Origin of the sequence: Natrinema sp. 1APR25-10V2 (assembly GCF_031626495.1) — an archaeon.
In the GTDB taxonomy this organism is placed as follows: domain Archaea; phylum Halobacteriota; class Halobacteria; order Halobacteriales; family Natrialbaceae; genus Natrinema.
Genome location: NZ_JAMQOJ010000012.1, coordinates 34412 through 54630 on the forward strand (window position 1 = coordinate 34412; position 20219 = coordinate 54630).

Annotated in this window: 18 protein-coding genes and 1 pseudogene; 9 read left to right on the forward strand and 10 right to left on the reverse strand. The window is 60.7% G+C overall.

Annotation, left to right across the window (positions count from 1 at the left end):
- Positions 1–15 precede the first annotated feature (15 nt).
- The 7 genes from NDO75_RS27155 to NDO75_RS27185 all read left to right on the forward strand — a co-directional run bounded on the left by NDO75_RS27155 (position 16) and on the right by NDO75_RS27185 (position 6317).
- Positions 16–1437, forward strand: a complete 1422-nt coding sequence (locus NDO75_RS27155; RefSeq protein WP_345784935.1) for an FAD-binding oxidoreductase — start codon at positions 16–18, stop codon at positions 1435–1437.
- The gene (locus tag NDO75_RS27160; protein ID WP_310909664.1) at positions 1437–1913 is read left to right on the forward strand and encodes an ester cyclase; all 477 of its coding nucleotides are present in this window, start codon (positions 1437–1439) and stop codon (positions 1911–1913) included. Before NDO75_RS27155 ends, NDO75_RS27160 begins: the two co-directional genes overlap by 1 nt.
- Before the next feature lie 164 nt (positions 1914–2077).
- Positions 2078–2659, forward strand: coding sequence for a DMT family transporter (locus tag NDO75_RS27165; RefSeq protein WP_310909665.1), 582 nt, complete (start codon positions 2078–2080; stop codon positions 2657–2659).
- Between the two features lie 621 nt (positions 2660–3280).
- Positions 3281–3637, forward strand: coding sequence for an SHOCT domain-containing protein (locus tag NDO75_RS27170; protein ID WP_310909666.1), 357 nt, complete (start codon positions 3281–3283; stop codon positions 3635–3637).
- Positions 3638–4023: 386 nt separating this feature from the next.
- The gene (locus tag NDO75_RS27175) at positions 4024–4839 is read left to right on the forward strand and encodes an ABC transporter ATP-binding protein (protein ID WP_310909667.1); all 816 of its coding nucleotides are present in this window, start codon (positions 4024–4026) and stop codon (positions 4837–4839) included.
- The gene (locus NDO75_RS27180) at positions 4840–5583 is read left to right on the forward strand and encodes a hypothetical protein (protein WP_310909668.1); all 744 of its coding nucleotides are present in this window, start codon (positions 4840–4842) and stop codon (positions 5581–5583) included.
- Positions 5583–6317 carry a hypothetical protein gene (locus NDO75_RS27185; RefSeq protein WP_310909669.1) on the forward strand — a complete coding sequence of 245 codons (735 nt, stop codon included), beginning with the start codon at positions 5583–5585 and terminating at the stop codon, positions 6315–6317. The genes NDO75_RS27180 and NDO75_RS27185 overlap by 1 nt, the downstream gene beginning before the upstream one ends.
- On the opposite strand, the gene NDO75_RS27190 is transcribed toward NDO75_RS27185, so the two are convergent.
- The 6 genes and pseudogenes from NDO75_RS27190 to NDO75_RS27215 all read right to left on the reverse strand — a co-directional run bounded on the left by NDO75_RS27190 (position 6293) and on the right by NDO75_RS27215 (position 14017).
- Positions 6293–6472: a hypothetical protein gene (locus NDO75_RS27190; protein WP_310909670.1), complete on the reverse strand. Its 180-nt coding sequence runs from the start codon at positions 6470–6472 to the stop codon at positions 6293–6295. The genes NDO75_RS27185 and NDO75_RS27190 overlap by 25 nt on opposite strands.
- A 469-nt stretch (positions 6473–6941) precedes the next feature.
- On the reverse strand, positions 6942–7898 hold the full coding sequence (locus NDO75_RS27195) for a site-specific integrase (protein ID WP_310909671.1): 957 nt from the start codon (positions 7896–7898) through the stop codon (positions 6942–6944).
- Positions 7899–8128: 230 nt separating this feature from the next.
- Positions 8129–9577, reverse strand: a complete 1449-nt coding sequence (locus NDO75_RS27200) for an aldehyde dehydrogenase family protein (protein WP_310909672.1) — start codon at positions 9575–9577, stop codon at positions 8129–8131.
- Between the two features lie 197 nt (positions 9578–9774).
- On the reverse strand, positions 9775–10806 hold the full coding sequence (locus NDO75_RS27205) for an LLM class flavin-dependent oxidoreductase (protein WP_310909673.1): 1032 nt from the start codon (positions 10804–10806) through the stop codon (positions 9775–9777).
- Positions 10807–11472: 666 nt separating this feature from the next.
- Positions 11473–12510: pseudogene (locus NDO75_RS27210) on the reverse strand (TrmB family transcriptional regulator).
- 331 nt (positions 12511–12841) lie between these two features.
- Positions 12842–14017, reverse strand: a complete 1176-nt coding sequence (locus tag NDO75_RS27215; protein ID WP_310909732.1) for a glycoside hydrolase family 3 C-terminal domain-containing protein — start codon at positions 14015–14017, stop codon at positions 12842–12844.
- Here NDO75_RS27215 and NDO75_RS27220 point away from each other — a divergent pair.
- Entirely contained in the window at positions 13946–14647 is a 702-nt protein-coding gene (locus NDO75_RS27220) for a hypothetical protein (protein WP_310909674.1), read from the forward strand. The genes NDO75_RS27215 and NDO75_RS27220 overlap by 72 nt on opposite strands.
- Before the next feature lie 101 nt (positions 14648–14748).
- Here NDO75_RS27220 and NDO75_RS27225 read toward each other — a convergent pair whose 3' ends face one another.
- The 4 genes from NDO75_RS27225 to NDO75_RS27240 form a co-directional block, all read right to left on the reverse strand.
- Positions 14749–15108 carry a hypothetical protein gene (locus NDO75_RS27225; protein ID WP_310909675.1) on the reverse strand — a complete coding sequence of 120 codons (360 nt, stop codon included), beginning with the start codon at positions 15106–15108 and terminating at the stop codon, positions 14749–14751.
- A gap of 743 nt (positions 15109–15851) precedes the next feature.
- On the reverse strand, positions 15852–16466 hold the full coding sequence (gene rdfA, locus NDO75_RS27230) for a rod-determining factor RdfA (RefSeq protein WP_310909676.1): 615 nt from the start codon (positions 16464–16466) through the stop codon (positions 15852–15854).
- A gap of 228 nt (positions 16467–16694) precedes the next feature.
- Entirely contained in the window at positions 16695–17465 is a 771-nt protein-coding gene (locus NDO75_RS27235) for an IclR family transcriptional regulator (RefSeq protein WP_310909677.1), read from the reverse strand.
- A 126-nt stretch (positions 17466–17591) separates the two neighbouring features.
- Positions 17592–18755, reverse strand: coding sequence for an acyl-CoA dehydrogenase family protein (locus NDO75_RS27240; protein WP_310909678.1), 1164 nt, complete (start codon positions 18753–18755; stop codon positions 17592–17594).
- A gap of 365 nt (positions 18756–19120) precedes the next feature.
- Between NDO75_RS27240 and NDO75_RS27245 the strand changes: the two genes are divergently transcribed.
- The gene (locus NDO75_RS27245; protein WP_310909679.1) at positions 19121–20176 is read left to right on the forward strand and encodes a TAXI family TRAP transporter solute-binding subunit; all 1056 of its coding nucleotides are present in this window, start codon (positions 19121–19123) and stop codon (positions 20174–20176) included.
- Positions 20177–20219 lie beyond the last annotated feature (43 nt).

Consider the following 20219-nt stretch of genomic DNA (forward strand, 5'->3'; position numbering starts at 1 on the left):
CCAGTGAACACGACAATGACATCCGAAACCCAACCGACCGACACCGTACTGACAGAAAATCAAACCCATGCCCTGGGAGAGCGAATTCGTGGTGGTATCCTCACTCCAGACGACGACGGCTATGACGAGGCCAGAACCATCTGGAACGGGATGATAGACAAACGTCCCGCCCTCATCGTGCAGTGTACCGGGACGGCGGACGTCGTCGCCGCGGTCGATTTCGCCCGCGAGAACGACATGGAGGTGTCGATCCACGGCGGCGGGCACAGCGTCGCGGGCAAGGCCGTCACCGACGGCGGCCTGATGATCGACCTCTCAGAGATGGACGGCGTCCGCGTCGACCGCGAGAATCGGACTGTCCGCGTCGGCGCCGGTGCGCTTCTCGGTGACGTCGACCACGAGACACAGCTGTTCGGGCTTGCCACGCCGCTCGGAGTCGTGACGGAGACCGGAGTCGCCGGACTGACACTCAACGGTGGGTACGGACACCTCGCACGAAAGTACGGCCTCGCCGCCGACAACCTGACCGAAGTCGACATCGTGACGGCGGACGGCCAGGTACGGATGGCCAGCGAGGACCGCCACGCGGACCTGTTCTGGGCGGTCCGCGGTGGCGGCGGGAACTTCGGCGTCGTGACGTCCCTGGAATACGAACTCCACGAGGTCGGACCCGAGGTGTACCAGTTCTTCGAGTGGTACCACGGTGACGAGGCTGCCGACCGACTGGCCGCCTTCCGCGAGTCGGCCGACTCGGCGCCCCGTACCGTCGGCGTCCTCCCGTTCGTCGCTCACGTGCCCGAGATCGACGAGTTCCCTAAGGAATCCTGGGGCGACCCAGCGCTCGTGTACTTCGGATGCTTCTGCGGCGATGCCGAGAGAGCCGACGACGTACTCGCATCCCTCACGGGCGGTGGCGAACCCCTCGCAGACCTCAGCGGTCCAACGCGCTACGAGGACCTCCAGGCCGCGCTCGACGAGGACTACCCGGACGGATTGCGGTACTACTGGAAGTCGATTTACCTGAACGAACTGACGGACGAAGCGATCGATCTGATGGTGCAGTACAACGACGCGGCCCCTTCCCCACTATCGACAGTCGACCTCTGGTGGCTCGGGGATGCCGTCGCGGAGGTTCCCCAAGACGCCACCGCGTTCTGGCACCGGGACAAGCCATTCATGATAACCTTCGAGGCCAACTGGGAAGACCCAGCTGACGACGATGCGAACGTCGAGTGGGCCCGCGACGGGTTCACCGCGTTCGAGGAACTGCCGGTTGCAGGCGGCCGGTACGGCAACTTCCCGGGCTTTGTCGAGGACCCGACGGACATGTTGTTCGGCGACAACTACGACCGCCTGGTCGACGTGAAGACGAGATACGACCCGGAGAACCGCTTCCACGTCAATCAGAACATCGCACCGCGAACCGGGGACGACTGATGAACCCGCACTCGCCAGACGACGATGATTCATCGGAACCCTCGACAGTGGAGCGAAACGAGCAACTCGTCCGGAAGTACTTCGAGGCCGTCTGGAACGAGGGGGACCTGTCGGTGTTCGATACGGATCTTGTGAGCGATGACTATGTCATGCACCACCAGTCCGACGTGGAGTACTCGCTTGCGGACCTCCGAACGGCGTGGACCGACTGGCACCAGGGGTTTTCCGACCTCTCGAACGAGACCGAGGACCTGATCGCGACCGAAGACCGTGTCATCATCCGGTACCGGTTCTCGGGGACGCACGACGGGCCAGTCATGGACGTACCAGCGACGGGCAGACGTGTCGAAACCGTCGGGATGGTCATCTTCAGAATCGAGGACGGACAGCTCGTCGAGGAATGGGCCATGGACGACATCTTCGGTCTCTTAGAACAGCTCGGCGAACTCGGTGAAACCACCCCCTCAGTAATATGATCAATCATCATAACGTCGTCGTCATCGGGGCGGCCAGGCGGGGCTGGCGACGAGTTACTATCTGACGGAGGCCGGCTGTGACCACGTCGTCCTCGAACGGGATCGGATAGGAGAGCGCTGGCGGAGCAAAAAGGGACTCGTTCACGTTGGTGACGCCCAACTGGATGACCGGACTCCCCGGCTTTCCCTATGAGGGCGACGATCCTGACGGCTTCCTCTCCCGCGAGGAAGTGATCGCTGTCGTCACCCGTCCGGACCCGGCGAGCCTCCTCGACCCAGAGCTCGTCGGGAAACTGTTCTTTTTCGCTGGCGTGGTCATCGTTCAACTCGGGGCCGTCCTCGTCCGGCGGAGCGGGACGTCCATGCCGATCCCGGCACTTACCGGTTGGGCGATGGTGCTCGGCGGGACCGTCCACGTCGTTCTGGCTGTCGGGATCGGCGAGTCGATCGCGAACATCCAGGTGACCCCGCTATCAGTAGCGATGGTGGTCTATCTTAGCGTCTTCATCGGGGCATTCGGGCTCGTGATGTATCTCGTGCTGATGGGCGAGGTGGGACCGTTGAAGGCGAATATAACGACATATCTCACCCCCATCGTCGCCCTGGTGATCGGGTGGATACTCCTGGGCGAGCGCATTCATCCACTCACGCTCGTTGGCTTCGGGATCATCGTTGCCGGGTTCGCACTCCTGGAGAGCCGGGAGATCAGCGCCGAAATCGTCAAGTACCGCAGCCTGTATCGGTGATGGAATTGGCCCGCTGGTAGCATCGTCGACGAGGAACCAACGTCCGTCTGTGAACCGAGCTAATGAGTTAGGTACCACCGACTTCGTCCATGATGAGTATGCAAGATACGCGCTTTGTATTCAGCACGACTCTTTGAAGAGATACGCTGATTGGTAGGAATCCTAGCGGTCGATAAGCACATGTATTGAACAGGATGTTCGGAGAAGTCGAGGGAGAATAAAGCGTCCTGCTACCGTGGGCACGAGGGATTTCCACGCCCTCCCCAGCCGATTTCTGCTCACGGGCGCTGCGGGACGGTTCCACCGTCCCGACAGTCGCGGCGCGTTGCGCCGCGCACTGCCCGTTCGCATGGTTCGCGGGACCGTCGGTCCCACGCTAACGTTCGCTCCCTACGGTCGCTTCACTCATCCCTCGCGCACCGTTGGGCCGCGGCGAACCGATCGGTTCACCGCGGCACAGCGTGCGCCACCCGGACCGGCTACTGGGGGTTGAAATGATACGTACCGTCCCTGTGCCGTCCTGTTATAGAGGTTTCCCCACGAAGACCCAATCGGGACTGTGATTCCCGCCTCGTGGGATTCTAGAGCAGGAGGATATATTCCGGGCACGTATTTCTGAGTATGGCAACCGATGATTCGCTCGTTCGGACGGTCTTGATCGTCATCGCCGCAATCCTGCTCCTGCCGGTTCTCATGATGGTCGTCATGATGCCGATGATGGGACTGTGGGGATGGGATCACATGTGGACCGGGAGCGCATGGGACGGAACTGGAGCGACGTGGATGTGGCTCGTCATGTCGCTCGTTCCTGCACTCGTACTCCTCGGTATCGGATACCTCCTGTACAGTGTGACTCGCCAATCGAGTACCCAACAAAACGACCCGGCATTCGAAGCGTTGCAGACTGCCTATGCTCGTGGCAAACTCTCCGACGAAGAATTCGAAGAACGGAGCGAACGTCTCCAACGCGGGGTATAAACTGTAGCTTCTTTTTTATCAGTAGTTGGTAGCACGGTTTCTTTATTCAGCCATACTATTGAAACTGGGTCGGTCGGTTGGGTAACTGCATGCGCTTACTGTGAAGTTTTCCAATCTACGATGGATGAAAGAAATACCTTCTGAAGGGTTGTATGATGCCCTCATATCGCTGTGCTCCCATGAAGTACGGCTTTGGACTCCAAAGGAGTGCTCCGACAGAAGTACAGCTTCAACTGACCTCACAATACCAGCCAGAATTACCAAATCACTCTCGATTTCCAAATTGAACTCGGCCATAAACCTCAGCATCCAAAATCAATGCCGAGAATATGAAGGACTATTGAGCGGAAACTGCAATGAAAAATGTCCCCGTATCACTAGACAAGATGGCAACATCGGACAACGATGCGTCTCTACGACAGGAGCAACAGCAAGAAACCGATCTTACAGTAAGTGCAACTGGTGTCGCTAAGACCTACGACTCTCGAATCCCATTCACAAACTCCGTTACCGTTCTAGACAACGCAACTCTAGAGGTGAAGCGTGGAGAGGTCGTCGGCATCATGGGCGAAAACGGGAGCGGCAAGTCAACGCTCATGCAAATCCTCGCTGGCGTCCTTGAGCACGACGCCGGCGATGTGAGCCGTAGCGGCACAGTTGGGTGGTGCCCTCAAGAACCACGTCTCTACGACCGACTGACCGTCGACGAAACGTTCGAGCTATTCGGACGCGCCTACGGGATGGCCGACACCGAGATCGAAGATGCACGCAACTGGCTGACCGACGTGCTCGACTTCAAGAAATTCCGCGACCGGCAAATCCGCAACCTAAGCGGTGGGAACCGGCAGAAGGTGAACCTCTCAGTCGCACTCATGCACCAGCCCGACCTCCTCTTGCTAGACGAACCATACACTGGGTTCGACTGGGAGACATTCCTCGCGTTTTGGGATCTCACTGAAGAACTGCGTGAGCGCGGGGTCGGAGTCGCAATCATCTCACACATCATCAACGAACGTGATCGGTTCGACGTCATTTACGAACTCCACGACGGCCACCTCCACCGACAGGAGATCGGTGAAGACGTCACTGTGAACCCGGAACCGACGGCTGATGGTGTCTCCTGTGAGCGGACGGCAACGTTCTTCGACCGGGACGAAGCAGCCGGCTCCGGCCAGCGCGCCGCAAACACGGAGGAGATGTAGATGAGTACGAATCGACGAGTCCTCGCGGGCATCCATGCCAGCACGCTATCGTTCTTCAGGGAACCACTCAACATCGCGCTGTTGTTGATACTGCCTGCGTTGTCCATCCAGATTTACGGCGTGAGCCTTAGCCAGTTCCCGGACATCGGGATGTTCGCTGCCTCGGGGTCACTCACGACGACTGGGCGGATTACCGGCGCTGTCTTCGCCACGGGAGCGCTTGCAGGCGTCCTCGGCCTCTTCCAAATGATTAGTGCACGGAACGCGGACCACCGGCTCGTCATCTCTGGGTTCCGCCCGAGCGAGCTGGTCGTCTCACGATTCACCACCCTCCTTGTCGTTAGCCTTGCCATCAGCGCAATATCAACAGCCACGCTCGCCTGGTTACTTTCGGATACCTTTGGAGCGCCTCTTCTCGTATTCAGTGGTCTCGCACTCGCAGGCGTCATCTACGGGCTCTTGGGGATGCTCGTCGGGACGATCCTCCCGCGAGAACTCGAAGGGTCACTTCTCCTCGTAATTCTCGCAGACATGGACAACGTGTTTGCGAGTGGCCTATTCAACATCGATGAGAGCATCACTCGGTTCGCACCGCTCTCTCACCCCCACGAGATCGTTTCTCACGCCATCATTGATGGGGCACTCGCAACAGCCCATGTCCTCCCAACAATTGCGTTTATCGTCGTGTTCGGACTGCTGAGCGTCGGAACGTACTCCTACACCGTCAGCGGAGGTGACGCCTGATGGAGCGACGAACTACGACTGCGGTCAAGATGAGTATGCATGAGTTCGCCCGAACACCCGTCTTGATTGCATTGCTGGCGTTCCTTCCCGTGTACATGATCGGCGTGTTCGTCTGGCTCGTTCCAGATTCGACCATCCCCCTAACGATTGGTGGAACAACGGTGACTGCTGAGATGTCAGCGTTCGCAGCAGCGTTCATGACGCCAGTTACCGTGGCCGTCCTTTCCGGGATTGTTGGGCTATTCCTCATGCAGACTTCGCAAATGGCCGATAGTCGCTTACGACTTGCAGGTTATCACGCCCGGGAACTGGTCACCGCCCGGATCGGACTGCTTACCGTTGGAAGCGTCATTGTGACTGGTGCGTCGCTGACCGTTGCACTCGTCGTATTCACTCCTGAAAACGTGGCGGCGTTCGCTGGGGCAGCAGTTCTCACGGGGATAACCTACGGTATCTTAGGCGTTATCGTTGGAATCGTCCTTGACCGTCTCCCGGGAGTTTACGTCATGCTCTTCGCACCGATGGTTGACATCCTCATGTTCCAGAACCCGCTCGCAACGGAGTCACCGACTTGGACGACGGTTCTTCCAGGCCACTTTGCGACGAACGCACTCATGGATGCCGCGTTCACATCCGGGGGCGGCCTCAACGATTTTCTCGCCGCAGGCGGGTACGTCTTAGTGCTCCTGTCCGTCGGGGTCGTCGTCTTCTACCGGGCGACGATGACTGACTGAAGCCTGCTGTCAAAAGAACCGATTTGGCTTCCGCCATCGCGCCTCCTCTCCACATGCCAGTAGCACGATCTCCAGTGGACCGGGTCAGTTACGTACTCCCAGATCTCTTCGGGACTGGCGTCGATGACGATTTCCGCTTTGTCGGTGACGTACATGGTAGTGTCTCCAATCTTACTCTGCTCTCATCGTTCGAACGCGTTGTACAACACGCGAAGGCGTACACGAGAACGAAACTAATGACAGCTGCCTCTACCATGCCCGCCACGGTTCCGACGACAGTCGGTTCGAAGAACAGGTGCCACTGTTCCATCGCTTCGACTGCACCCTCATAGATACCGATCGCTCCGAACACACCGAGCAGGAGCATCACGACGGCGGAGTACAGCTGCAGCTCCGGCGAGCGCCAGCGCGTCGAGGCGCATCCCACTGGCAGTGGAGTCCATTTCGTACGTATCTTGGTTTGTGGTATTAGTACTCATGACTAGAGATATGCTCGACTCCTTCATACGGATTTCTCTTAGGAACTTTAGGGCCGTGAACAGCCTTGACCTACTGAACTAGACTACTTCCGTGACGTTGGAGGGGCTAATGGGCTCTTTGCCCTTGTCCTCGCCATCTCTATCCTCATTCATGTTTTGTGTCATAATCTGATTTGATTGATCCTAGTTCCGCAGATTCGAGATACGAGCGTCGCTGCTCTAGCTTTACCTCCTCTGATCGTCGGTCGTAGTGCTTATCTAGGATTTTTCGGCTGACATCCATCCGATCCCCGACGACTTCGGTCGGGACGTCCTCTGTTAGAAAGTGAGTGATACTTCCTCTCCGTACAGCGTGAGGCGTCACCGATTCCGAACACTTCGCCTGGGTTCCGCGCTGACAATCCGGGCACTCCAGATTACGGAAACAGGGGGCAGTGACGTCGTAGACGTACCGCCGGACGCTACTCTGAGAGAGGCGAACCTGACGACTTGTCAGCAGCGGTTCGCGGCCGAAATCGTCGGTCTGTTCGGGGCGCGTGTTCTCCATGTAGTCCTCCAGCAAGTACGCGAGATCGGATGAAATCGCTACGAGTCGTTCCCCACCAGCGCCGTTCTTCAGTGGGGTACCTGTCTCTGGTCGATGCTTGAGGGTCAAAAATTGATCCTCCAGATCGATGTCTTTCAGATCGATGGACCTAGCAGCACCGATCCGCATACCCGTCTCCCACAGCAACGCGAGTAGGACGTGTTTGATCGACGCGTAGTGGAACTCCGAGAGGTACGCGAGGATTTCCTCTGCGCGGTCGGCTTCGAGTAACTCGTCGCGTTGTTGCTCCTCCGGCGGCACTTGCGAGACCATCACTTTGGTGTGGAGGTCCGGATCAACCGCCTCGATGGATCCGCACCAGCGGAGAAACACGCGGATCGTACACATCTGCGTCTGGAGTGACACGGTGTTGAGGTCACCATCCTCCTTTCGCCAGAGGCGATACTCGTGAATGTCCCGCCCCGCGAGGTCGTTCATGTTGTCGATGTCCGTCTCGTCGCACCAACGGACGAAGTGGTTCGTCCGGTAGCGGTGGCCGCGGACCGTCCACTCCATCGACTGCGTCTCTTTGCGGTCGAGGTACAGTTCCTGCGCAGTGCGCGGATCGATCAGATCGAGATCGTGATTTCCGTCTTTCGACATGGTTTTCCTCGGAACCCCAATACAGAGTAAACCACCCGACTGCGGCATCTTACAGAAGCGTTCAGCCACTGAACGGACCTATAGTCCGTCTGAACCATTTCCGAGTTGGCCCACGTGTTGCGGAGCAGCGACTGTGATCGACGCTACCGGTGTTTCTCGTCGAGATTTACCGAGATGTTTTTCGTCTGGAGATACGATTCGAGCGCTTCGACACCCTTCTCGCGACCGATCCCGCTCTTTTTCGTCCCGCCGAACGGCGTTTCGATCGAACCGCCGAACCACTCGTTTACGTAGACGCTCCCCGCGTCGATATCGCGAGCCAGACGCAACGCCTGCTTGATGTCTCGAGAGAACACGCCACCCGTGAGTCCGTACTCGGTGTCGTTCGCAATGCTGATCGCCTCCTCGCGATCGGCGAACGGGATCACCGAGAGCACGGGACCGAAGATTTCCTCCCGAGCGATTCGCATCTCCGGCTCGACAGCGGTGAAGACCGTCGGCGGAAGGAAATAGCCGTCTCGGTCGAGCGGTTCGCCACCGGTCTCGAGGGTAGCCCCTTCGGTTACGCCGGTGTCGACGTAGTCCAGAACGGTCTCGAAGTGGTCGGCGTGGTTGAGCGGCCCCATATCCGGATCGTCGACGCCGGCGTCGAGCGTATACGACTCCGCTCGGTCGACGAGTCGGTCGACGAACTCGTCGTAGACTGATTCGTGAACCAGGGCTCGATCGGCCGCCGAGCAGATCTGCCCGGCGTTGGTGAAGATCCCGGTCGCGACCCAGAACGCCGCCTCGTCGAGATCGGCGTCGGGCATCACGATCGCGGGATTCTTGCCGCCTAACTCGAGCGTCACGGGAGTGATCGTCTCGGCGGCAGATTTCATCACCGCCTCGCCCGTGGGAACGCTTCCGGTGAACGTGAGCTGGTCGACGTCGTCGTGCGACGAGAGCGCGGCCCCGGGTTCTGCGCCGCCGGTCACGACGTTGACGACTCCGTCCGGAATGCCCGCTTCCCGACAGAGTTCGGCGAAGTGCAACGCGGAAAGCGGTGTCGTCGGCGCCGGTTTCACCACGACCGCGTTCCCGGCGACGAGCGCGGGTGCCACTCCGCGGGCGGTGATACTCAGCGGGAAATTCCACGGGGTGATCTGCCCACTGACCCCGTAGGGCTCGCGGCAGGTCATATCGAACGTCTCCGACCCCCTCGGGACGCTCTTGCCCTCGAGTTTGTCGGCGACGCCCGCGTAATACTCGAAGTAACGGACCGCGTCGTCGACGTCGCTGCGTGCCTGATCGAGGGGTTTTCCCTGATCGAGACTTTCGATTCGCGCGAGGTCGTCGGCGTGCTCTCGAACGAGCTCCGCGACCCGGTGCACGATACGACCGCGTTCGACGGGGGAGTTCGCTTGCCACGCCGAAAGCGACTCGCGAGCCGCCTGGACCGCACGATCGACGTCCGCGCTGGTCGCCGCCGCGAACTGCGCGATGGGAGTACCGGTCGCCGGATCCGCGGTCGTCATGGATTGCTCGGTCGATGCCTGAACGAACTCGCCGTCGATGAACAGCAGGTAGTTATCCTGGGCTTTCATCGTCATAGATTCATTACTGGCATTGTATTTCGGATTTCTTCCGAAATAGTTCGCCTGTAGTCGATCGAATGAACAGGGAGACAATAACGCTGTTCATACTCGTCCGTCGATAGTAACTAGAGATGGTTTCAAAGCCGCGTCGAAGGGGGGTAATTGTGGGCGAATATAGTTACCCACACGTCGCTTCCGAGAGGGATAGCAGGTCACACGCCGCCGTTCATCGCCCCCGAGAAACTCGGAAAGACTTCGGTCCGGAGCACGTCGCAGAAGACCTCTTGATCGGGGCTGTGGCTCTGATAGACGATGTGATCGAAGCCGGCATCGACGTACTCTGACGTCACGTCGATGATGTCTTGGGGATCGGTCGTGATGGTCATCCGGTCGGCGAGGTAATTGGGATCGACCATGTCCCCGTGGCGCTGAATCGTTCGCGGGTCGGCGACGTCGGCTTCGAAGAAGATGTCCAGCATCGTCCCCCGCCACGGGAGGCAGGGCTCGAGCGCAGCGGTCTCGCTGTCGGGATCGTAGGAGACGTGGAGGTGGATCGAGCGATCGAGGTCCGACAGCGACTCGTTGCGATCGGATTTCTCGATCCCGCGCTCGACGGCCGGAAACAGGTCCTCCCGGACGCGGTCTGGAGACTCGTAGACGGTGACGTAGCCGTCGCCGAGGTCGCCGGCCATCCGGGCGAACGTCGGTCCGTTGCTCGCGATGTAGATCGGCGGGGCCTCGTCGGGACCCGTGTAGAGGTTCGCCTCGTCGAGCGACCAGAACTGGCCGTCGTAGTCGACGAACTCCCGTTCGAAGAGCGCGCGAATTATACGAACCGATTCCGCGGTTCGTCGGGCACACTCGCCGAATTCGGGCATCGGCAGGCCCAGCGGGCTCTCGTTGAGCGCCTCTCCCGATCCCAGTCCGAGGAAGATCCGGTCGGGATAGAGATCGGCCAGCGTGGCCAACTGGTGGGCCACGTTGGCGGGGTGATACCGGTGAATAACGGCACTGACGCCGGTGCCGATCACGAGGTCGTCGGTCCGCTCGAGCGCGGCGGGCAGCCACGCCCAGCAGTTCCCGCCGTTGGCCGGCGAGCCGTCCGCGAGGTGGTCGAACCAGGGGTGGAAGTGGTCGTTGACCCACGCGGTGTCGAAGCCGGTCTCCGCGGCGAGTTCGACTTGGCGGAGACACTCTGCGGGCGAGAACTCCTCGAGCGAGGCGAACCATCCAAATCGGACCATATGCGTACTATATGCCACCGCCTTCTATACATAGTTTCCGTGGTGAAACTAACAACAGAGGTAGTAACCGTCCCGGAGCCAGATAGCGAGTAGCAGTCACAGAATAGATAGAACTACCCATTCTATATTATACCATAGAATCAGACATTTTTCAAAGTTCGTTTCGATAGCTAGAATGGTAATAGTTATCAACAATAGTCGGCATTCCAGGCTCTATCCCAACATTTCGGGCCGTATTTCGTTTATCGAGCGACGCGATCGACGAGAGTACCGATGTGTCAGCCTCGAGAACCGCTCTATCCCGGAATCCGTCTTCGATGCCTGGAGCCGGCGAAATTGTGCATTCTGGTGCACGGAAGAGAGCGAACACCGATCATCGCCGATCATCGAATTAATTATCAAACTATAGGTAGTAGATCCAAACAGACTAATTCTATATCTTTCCTTTGTGAACCAAACGGTAGCAGGTACCGACGATTCGGCTGTCGGAATCGATCGGGCGACGCCGACCGAGCGCCGGTCAGTGCGGAACGAGCTGTTTTCGAGCGAACGGTCCGCCCCTACTAGGATTACAGCGATATGAATGTAATCCAAAGTCGAGCTCCACCGCCACTCGAGCAGCGTCCCGAAGAGGGAGCCGGATACCGACGGCCGATGCGTCGGCCGTCACGGCTCCGAGAACTCGATACCGTCGACCTGGATGAGTTCGGCCTCGACGTCCTCGAACAGCGCACCCCACGCACCGATCGAGACGATTCCGTCGTCGGTCTCGAGAAAGAGCGTGACCTGCCCGGCGAGGTCCGTGTAGGTGGGATCGCGCGGAGGTTCGAGCTGGCCGCCCCACGTCGCCCGAACGAGGTCCCCGCGAATATCGACTCGCTCTCCGGTCTCGATCCAGCGACCGATTACGTGTAGGGTCATCGTCGCGCCGTCGCGAAGAAGCGACGCGGCGTCGTAGACGAACCCCTCGATGCTCACGTACGTTGGGGCCCAGTCACGGTCGAGGGCGAGGCGCTCGTTATGCGCTCAGAGACACGTCCGGAAGTACCAGTGCATGATGAACGAGAGGATCTCGTCGCCGATCGTGATCCCGTAGGAGCGGTCGCTGTGGACGTTCGGGGCGAAAAACGCGTACCGACGGTCGACGATCGCCAGAAACGGTCCCGGGATGGGGCAGCGACGAAGTTCGAGAGCGCCCTCGATATCGGGGATATCGGCGGTACCAGCGTCGTAGACGGCGATCTGGATCACCACGTCGTTCTCGGCGGCCGTCTCGAGCGTCGGTCGGAGCTCCCGGAGCTGGGCTGGCGTCGCGGCCAGCGCGATGGAGACGGTCGACTCGGCGATCGCATCCGCTGTACTTCGGAGAACGGTTTCGGTCCGCTTGAGCACGCTAACCCGTGACTCTCGCGGATCCGGCCGTTCCCAGCGGTCTTCGATCTCGCCCGCGGCGTCCGCGAGCAGTTCGCTCTTCTGGCGCAGTCGGTTGAGCACGTCGACCGGTTCGCGAGGCCGAGCGTGCAATCGATCGCGCTCGAGCGTCTCCACGAAGCCTTCCTCCTCCAGCGAACGGACGACATCGTAAATCCGAGACGAGGAGACCGACGACTGCTGGGCGATTTCGACGACGGGCGACGACCCCGCTTCGAGGAGCGTCAGGTACGCCTCCGCCTGCTGGCCGGTCAACCCGGCGTCCTCGAGCACCCGACGGAGCGTTTCGTACCCATACTTGTGACTTCTTCATGATCGGACAAAAACGTATGTCTGCGAAGTAATCTCGACAATAATTCGATAATTTCAAACACATAATTGTGCTATGTGTTTTCCGTTCGAGGAGTTTCCGGTACCTCGATTGTAGTCTATCGATTCGTTGTTCACGTGATTACACACAAATAGAACGTCATTTTTCGCACGCCGACTGAGTCGGAACACAAGTCGATCGATCATCGAGCCGCTGACTCCCTCTCTCCTCGGTGACTCGGCCACGACGAGTGGCCGCTGAACGGAGTGGCGTAATTCGAGTGACAGTCGCCGGTTAGCGGCGCTCGCCGGAGCGCTTGACGGTGACCGTCGTCGAACGCTCCTCACAGGAGAGTTCGAACGTGCCGGGTTCGACCCTCGTTCGGCTTCGGGAGTTGGTCACGGCGAGCGCATCGGTGGGAACCGTCACGTCGACGGTGATCGACTCGCCGGGCTCGAGGTGGACCCGCGCGAAGCCGACGTGTTCGCGGACGGGTCGGACTCGCGAACTCACCTCGTCCCGCAAGAAGCAGTCTACTGCTCGGGTTCCCGACCGGTCGCCGACGTTTTCCACGGTGATCGACGCAGTGATCGATTCGGCGGGACCGATCCGCGACGCGTCCACCGACAGGTCGGAAACCGAAAACTCGGTGTAGCTCTCGCCGTGACCGAACTCGTAGCGGGGGTCGTACGTGCCGGGGTGTTCGTCGGCACCGATCGGCGTCGGATGAGCGAAGTGGTTGAACGTCGTCGGCAGATGCCCCGACGACCGCGGAACGCTGATCGGCAGTCGGCCCGACGGATTGTACTCGCCGAACAGCACGTCCGCGATAGCTTCGCCGCCTTCGCTTCCCGGATAGTACGAGTAGAGCAGCGCATCGGCGTTATCGGCGGTCCAGGACAGCGCTAGCGGTCGACCCGCGATCGTTACGACTGTCAACGGCGTTCCGGTTTCGTGGACCGTCTCGAGCAGTTCGCGCTGGGCGTCCGGCAACTCGAGTTGCGATCGGGTCGGAAAGCTTCCCGTCGGGCCGCCGAGCCGCTTCCGCTTCGGGCCGAACTCGTGGTAGTACCAGCCCTCGCCGACGCCGACGACCGCCGCGTCCGCGTCGGCCGCCGCGTCCGCGACCGCATCGAGATCTCGCCGGTCCCGAACGGTCGACCCGAGCTCGTACCGGACGGTCGTTCCGTCGGAGACGTGTGCCCTGATCCCGTCCAGTACCGTCGTTCCGGCCGTCGACTTCGGCTCCTGAACGCTCCACCCGCCGTACTGGTTGCGCAGGGAGTCCGCGGTCGGCCCTGCGACGAGGATCTCGTCGAGATCGTCCGAGAGCGGCAAGGCGTCGCGATTCTCGAGGAGCGTCTGGGACTCGCGGGCCGCCTGCAGAGCCGCCGCCCGGTGGTCCGGCGCGCCGACCGTCGTCCGGACCGTCTCGACGTCACACTCGAGGACGGTCAGCGTCGAGTCCAGTTCGTTGCTGAGGTAGCCGACACTCCCGTCGGGGGCGAACGCGAGGTGGCGCGGTCCAGCGCCGTCGTGGATTTCGATCGTCGGACCGAGAGCCGGATCGAGCGTCCCGCGTTCCCGGTCGAGTTCGTAGCGTTCGACGCGATCGATGCCGAGATCGGGGACGAAGACGGTCCGGTCGTCGGGTCCGGGAACGACCGAGTGGGGATGTGGACCCGTTTGCCACTCCGGGTGAACGCTCGAGCCCGCGTGTTCGGCTACGTCCGTCGGCGTTCCGAGACGGCCATCGGCCTCGATCGGGAGGGCGGCGACGCTGCCGCCCGTATAATGAGCAACGAGAACGAAGCTGCCGCTCGCGTCGACGGCGAGGTGACAGGGGCCAGCGTCGCCGCTCGGCTGCCGGTTCAGCCGCTCGCGGGAGCCGGTTTCCCGATCGAATTCGAACGAGACGACGGCTCCGTCGGCCGTCTCGGAAACCGCGTACAGAACGTCCCGATCGGGGTGGAGGGCCAGAAACGACGGGTTCTCCGCAGCGGCGACGTCGCAGTGAACCGCTTCGTTCCGGTCGATGTGCTAACTCGAGAGTCCTGTCGCGCCGTCGCCCGTGTACGAGCCGACGAACGCGACGAGTGACGCGGTCATGACCGTCTGTTCGCGATCGACGCGCTTTGTTTTTTCTCCTCGACGCGTGGATCGGATGCCGGTGGCGATCGTCTCGAGACGGGCCGTCTCGGTCAGGGCAAGACCGGAGCCAGTAACGGTTCGCGAGACAATAGGAGTACGACGTTGTTACTCGCAAAGAGCGCATAGAGGACGACGACGGTGGTCACGAAGGCTATGTCGAACGGTTTCGAGAGGACGTAGCCGATACCGATCACGAATCCGGCATAGATGAGGGCGGCGAGAACGACACCGGCGAGACCGAAAATGTCGTGGAGAAAGACCGTGACGGGATTTATTTCGGTAGCATATGGGACCACAAAGAACAGGACCGTGGCGACGAGATCGATGAACCAGAAGCTGAAAAACGTGGCCCGTAACCCGGTGGTACCCGGCAAATCGAACCGCGTGTCGTGTCCGATTGCGTTTATCATAGAATCTAGCACGGGTTTGCGAGGGTTAGGAGTGCTACTTGCGGATTATGGCAGTGTTGGATGCTACTCATCCCCAAGAAGTAGCCGATCCGCTTGCCGGCGTCGGCACGAAATCAACAGTCGGTAGAACTCGAGGTACCGCTCGCGGTCAGCGACACGTCGGACTGCCCGCTCGCCGACGCGGGCGGGCCGAGGTCGGTCCGACAGGCGACCGTGGCTATGCGTCCGATGATCGCACCTCCGAGACGACCGGTTCGTCGGCGCGTGTTCGGTACGGTCGTAACACGAGAGCACGAGCACAGAATGTATACCGAACTGAGGTTTCCGAGTATATGTTACTTCCAATATTAGAATTAGCGAGATCAGCGAACGCCCGGCAATTCAGACCCAGCAACGTCAAGTGCCGTACTCTGGAGTTGTAGTCCCGATCTCGAGCGAGTTGGATCAGAAACGCGGGATCGAGCACGCAAAATAACCCTTCTCGCCGTGTGTTACTGCAAATATACCGTCTGAAGGAGTGTTTACCACCAATTTCGTTGAATTATTTATGGTCCCACTGGTCACTGTATCAGTTCACTGGTCGGAGCGATTATCAAATAGACCAATTACATCGTTATACGATACTACTAGGGGTATATCACTGAAAGAATCAGAACGACGAACGGGACGGAAGAGGAACGCATGACAACAGTACGGTTGTTACGGCTTTCGGACGAGTACGTCGGCGTACTCGAGGGCGGACGTTACGAGTCGTAACACTCGCAGGCACCACTCTCGAGCAGTGCCGCCACGTCGTACTGCCGGCCGCACTCCTCACAGAGGACCTGCACGTCGGCGAGGACCCGATGGGAGCCGAGCCGCAGCCGATCGGTGTCGCACAGTCGGTCGAGTTTGCTCTCGGTGACGGCGACCGTCCGCTGCCGGAGCCCCTCGATGGCTTGCGAGTCCGTCTCCCGGCTGTCGTCGTCCGTATCCGGGAGCGACGCGTTTCGGTGGCCAGTAAGGTACGACCTGATCGCCCCGTAGGAGACGAAGTCGTCCGTCAGCGTCTCGACGTCGAGCCCCGCTCGCTCGAGCCGACGGCGGGCCGCGGTCTGTTCGCCGCGGCTACCCGCGTCGCCGTCGAGCAGCGCGTACAGCCGACTGACGTCGTCGGTAATCGTCTCGACGTCGGCGTCGGCCAGTGCGGCCCGAAGGAGTCGTTCGTTGAACGCGTCGGCGAGCGTTCGCAGGCTCGTTCGGTCCTCGGGACGGGTCCACCGCTCCTCGAGTTCGTCGCCGACGCCCTCGAGGTCGTACTTTCGGATGAGACGCAGTACTTTCGGGTCCGGTCCCGGTCCCGTAGATCGCTCGTTCATTGTACGGAAATGCGACGGATCCGGGAAAGAAATTTCGGAGACGATCGATCTCAATTTCGTTCAGCGAAACTTCTCGCCCACATGCCGAACGGATCGTCCCGAATGAAGATGTTTCCGCCGACGGATCGCGCGCAGACATCGATCCGTCCGATGTCGTTTCGATCGGCGAAACGGTCGGGGCAGCGGTAGACGACGGACGTCGTTCGAAAGGAGCGGCCAGCAATCCCGTCAGCCGTACGCGAGCGTCACTCTGATCTCGCCGGCCTTGTCACGAAGGCGAGTCGGGAGGTCGTCGTGAACGTAGTCGTCGGTGAATCGGCTGGTTGGCCCGAACGCGGCCAGCGCGCCGAGGAACTCGTCGTCCGGCGTGTAGACGGGGACGGCGACGCCCCGGAGGCCGTCCATGTGTTCCTGATTGTTGACCGCGTATCCGCGGTCGCGAATCACGTCGAGTTCGTCGAACAGCGTGTCGGCGTCCGTGATCGTGTTCGGCGAGATCGCTTCGAGACCCACATCGTCGACGTAGTCGGCGACCGCGTCGTCGTCCCACTCCGCGAGAATGATCTTGCCCGAAGCCATCGAGTGAAGCGGCCGGCGCTGGCCGATCATCGTGTTCGAGAGGCTCCCGTATCGGTGGACGTAGACGGCTTCGTTGTCCTCTTCGACGATGAAGACGGCGCGCTCGTCGGTCTCCTGACCCAGTTCGAACACCGCTCGTTTGGCAGCCGTGTATCCCACCTTCCGGGAGCGTGCCTGTTCGCCGAGTTCGACGAAGCGAAAGCCGACGTAGTACTGGCCGTCGCGCTCGATCACGTAGCCGAGGTCGGTAAGCGTCTGCAAGTGGCGGTAAACGGTACTCTTGGGGAGATCGGTTCGCTGGGTGAGCTCCGCGATCGTGATCCCCTCCTCGGCTTTGAGCGCCTCGAGGAGTGCGAACGTCTTCCGCGTCGTCGAGACGCCGCCCCGATCGGTCTCGGATTCGTCTCGATCCGTGTCCATACTCGATGCTGTTCGTAGGACGCAATTAATGTTCCGGAAGATGGGACGGTCGTATTGACAGTCGGAACGGCTCTCCCGTGCTCGAGCCGACAGCGAGAAAAAGAGTAGCGAACCGTCGGCCGCTCGTTACTGGTACGCCTGCAGCCCGGTGAACTCCTCGCCGAGGACGAGCGTGTGGATGTCGTGGGTACCCTCGTAGGTGTAGACCGTCTCCATGTTGGCCATGTGGCGCATCGGCGAGTAGTCGGTCGTGATGCCGTTGCCGCCGAGCATCTCGCGAGCGACCCGCGCCTGATTGCGGGCCATTCGGACGTTGTTTCGCTTCGACATCGAGACGTGCTGTGGTCGCATCTCGCCGCGCTCTTTGAGCTCGGCGAGGCGGTGTGCCAGAAGCTGGGCAAGCGTGATCTGGGTCCCCATCTCCGCGAGCTTGCGCTGCTGGAGCTGGAACCGACCGATCGGGCCGCCGAACTGGTCGCGGTCCTGGGCGTACTGGCGGGCCTCTTCGAAACAGTCACGCGCCGCGCCGATCGCGCCCCAGGCGATACCGTAGCGGGCCTGGGTGAGACACGACAGCGGGCCCTTCATACCGGAGACGCCGGGGAGGACGTTCTCCTCGGGGACGTACACGTTGTTGAGACCGATCTCGCCCGTGATCGAGGCGCGCAGCGAGAGCTTCTCCGTGATCTTGTTCGTCGAGACGCCGTCGCGGTCGGTCTCGACGAGGAAGCCCCGCACCGGCGAGTCCTCGGCCGACTGGTCGCGCGCCCAGACGATCGCGACGTCGGCGATCGGCGAGTTCGTAATCCACGTCTTCGAGCCGTTCAGGACGTAGCCGTCGCCGTCACGCTCGGCGCGGGTCTCCATCGCCGACGGGTTCGAGCCGTGTTCGGGTTCCGTGAGGCCGAAGCAGCCGATCGCCTTGCCCTCTCCCATGTCCGGCAGCCACTCCTCTTTCTGTTCCTCGCTCCCGTAAGCGTGGATCGGGTACATGACGAGCGCGCCCTGGACCGACGCCATCGAGCGGAGCCCCGAGTCACCGGCCTCGAGTTCCTGCATCAGAAGCCCGTAGGCCGTCTCGGAGACGTTCGGCGAGCCGTAGCCCTCCAGGTTCGGGGCGTAGAAGCCGAGTTCGCCCATCTTGGGAATGAGCTCTTTCGGGAACGTCCCGTTCTCGAAGTGTTCGCCGATGTCGGGTTTGACGTGCTCTTCGACGAACTCCCGGGCCGTATCCCGGATCATCCGCTCTTCCTGGTCGAGATCTTCCTCGAGCTGAACGAAATCCAGCATACCTAGACCTATTCGAATGGCACAATAGGCGTTGCGATACAGGTTGTAACATAACCAACCACTACGCCGAGACGAGGAGCCGTGCTGAGCACCCGTGGGGTGTTCACGTGTGGTCCGGACGACAGCCAAGATGCTATCGTGGCGGGCCACGGCAACGACTCGGTGTCAACGTAAGGACGGCACGACGGGTCCCTGTCGCCGTTAGTGAAAAACATCCTTCACTATGGTAGTCAATTTACATATATTTTGTCAGAGAATATGCTCTAAATAGCGATTACAGCGCGTCTCAAGCCCCATTTCGGCAGGGCGGGAACAGTTACCTTGGATGAAAGAGTTTATCATGGGTTACTGTGAACGGAGTTTCTATGTCTGGAAGCCATGACAACAGCGGCAGCCGTCGGCGAACGTTTCTGAAAGGCAGCATCGGTGCAGTCGGCCTCACGTCCCTCGCCGGCTGTTTCGAGAACTCGAGCACCTCCGGCGGTAACGGGGGATCGGTGCCGGGTGAGGACGGCGAGATGATCATGACCACGTCCTCGGAGACGACCGCGGCCTACTCCATGAGCCAGGTCATCGCCAACGCGGTGTCCCAGAACTCCGACCTCGAGGTGCAGGCCCGGCCGAGCGAGGGCACGAACGCCAACATCGGTCGCCTCCAGCGCGACCAGTCCGACATCTCGTACATCCAGAACTGGACGGCGAGCAAGGTCGCGAACGGGGAAGACCCCTTCGGCGATCTCGACTACACGCCGTATCAGGTGTTCCACCTGTACGACCTCGCGTGGTTCCTCTGTACCGCCAACGACGACTGGACGAGCATCGCCGACATCGGATCGGGTGACCGCATCTCGCCGACCCCGAGTGGCTCCGGGACCGCCGAGATGCTCGAGTACGCGCTGAGCTTCGTCACGGAAGGCTACGAGCGCGTCAGCATCGACTACGGTAGCCAGGGCGGTGCCATGAGCGAAGGCCGCCTCGACGCCGGTGCGGGGACGTTCATCAACGGCAGCGTCGAGCCGGGGTGGCTCCAGCAAATGAAAGGAACGGTCGGCCTGCGTCTGCTCCAGTGGCCCGACGACGCCGTCTCGGAGCTCGAAGAGGACCCCGCCGTCATCATGAACTCGGTCGACACGACCGGACTCGACAACTACGAGTACGCGCCCGACACGCTGAACACGCCGGGCCTGTCGTACAACTTCGTCGTCCGCGACGACTTCAGCGGCGAGACGCTGAAGACGTTCCTCAACACGCTGTGGGAGCAGCGCGAGGGTCTGGGCGAAGAGAACGCGCTCCTCGGCTCGATGGCCGAGGGCGACCACTGGATGAAAAACAGCTACACGACCCTGCCGTTCCACCCCGCCGCCGCGGAGTTCTACCAGGAGAAGGGCGTCTGGAACGACGAGTACGAGGTCGGCGAGTAAGACGAACCACAGCGCGAGAGCACAACCGACCACCGTCCACAGT